The 763-nt window shown below is 62.1% G+C and carries 1 protein-coding gene; it reads left to right on the plus strand.

The features are described 5' to 3' along the window. Positions 1–763: AMP-binding protein (locus tag AB3X94_RS41795; protein WP_368614465.1), on the plus strand; the 763-nt coding region annotated here is incomplete at both ends.

Below are 763 nucleotides of genomic sequence, written 5' to 3' on the forward strand. Positions count from 1 at the left end.
TGGTCGATCTAGAGACGGCGACGCCGGAGTGGGCGAACCTGCCGGTCTCCGATCCGGACCCGCGTGCGCTCGGCCTGACCTCGCGCCATCTCGCCTATGTGATCTACACCTCCGGATCCACCGGCACGCCCAAGGGCGTCATGGTTGAGCATCGGAGCCTGGTGCGTCTAGTGGCGGGGAACGACTTCGTCGAGATCTCGCCGCAGGACGTCTTTCTCAACGCATCCTCGCCGACATTCGACGCGACCACGTTTGAGCTCTGGGGAGCCTTAGCAAACGGTGCGAGTGTTGTGCTCTATCCTGAACGCTACCTCTCGACGGTAACGCTGGCCCAGATCATCCAAGATCAAGGCATCACCATCGCCTGGATGACTGCCCGGTTGTTCGATACCTATACCGCAGAGGGGCGCGGCACTGATGGGCTGCAGCAACTGCTGGTCGGAGGCGAAGAGGTCTCCGTCACTTCCGTCAGAGCATGCCAGAAGCGACATGCGACACTGCGGATCTCAAATGCCTACGGCCCGACAGAGAACACCACCTTCAGTCTCTGCTATCCGGTGCCTGCTGGCTTCGATGACCAGCAACGAGTGCCGCTGGGCCGACCAATTCGAAATTCGGTAGTCTATCTTCTGGACAGACACGGTGCGCCGGTTCCGTTTGGCGCGGTCGGGGAGCTCTACGTTGGCGGGGCGGGGGTGGCGCGCGGTTATCTGAACCGGCCCGAGCTGACCGCGGAGCGGTTCATCGGCAGTCCCTTTGTCGA

The sequence above is a fragment of the Paraburkholderia sp. BR10923 genome, assembly GCF_040948765.1.
GTDB lineage: Bacteria > Pseudomonadota > Gammaproteobacteria > Burkholderiales > Burkholderiaceae > Paraburkholderia > Paraburkholderia youngii.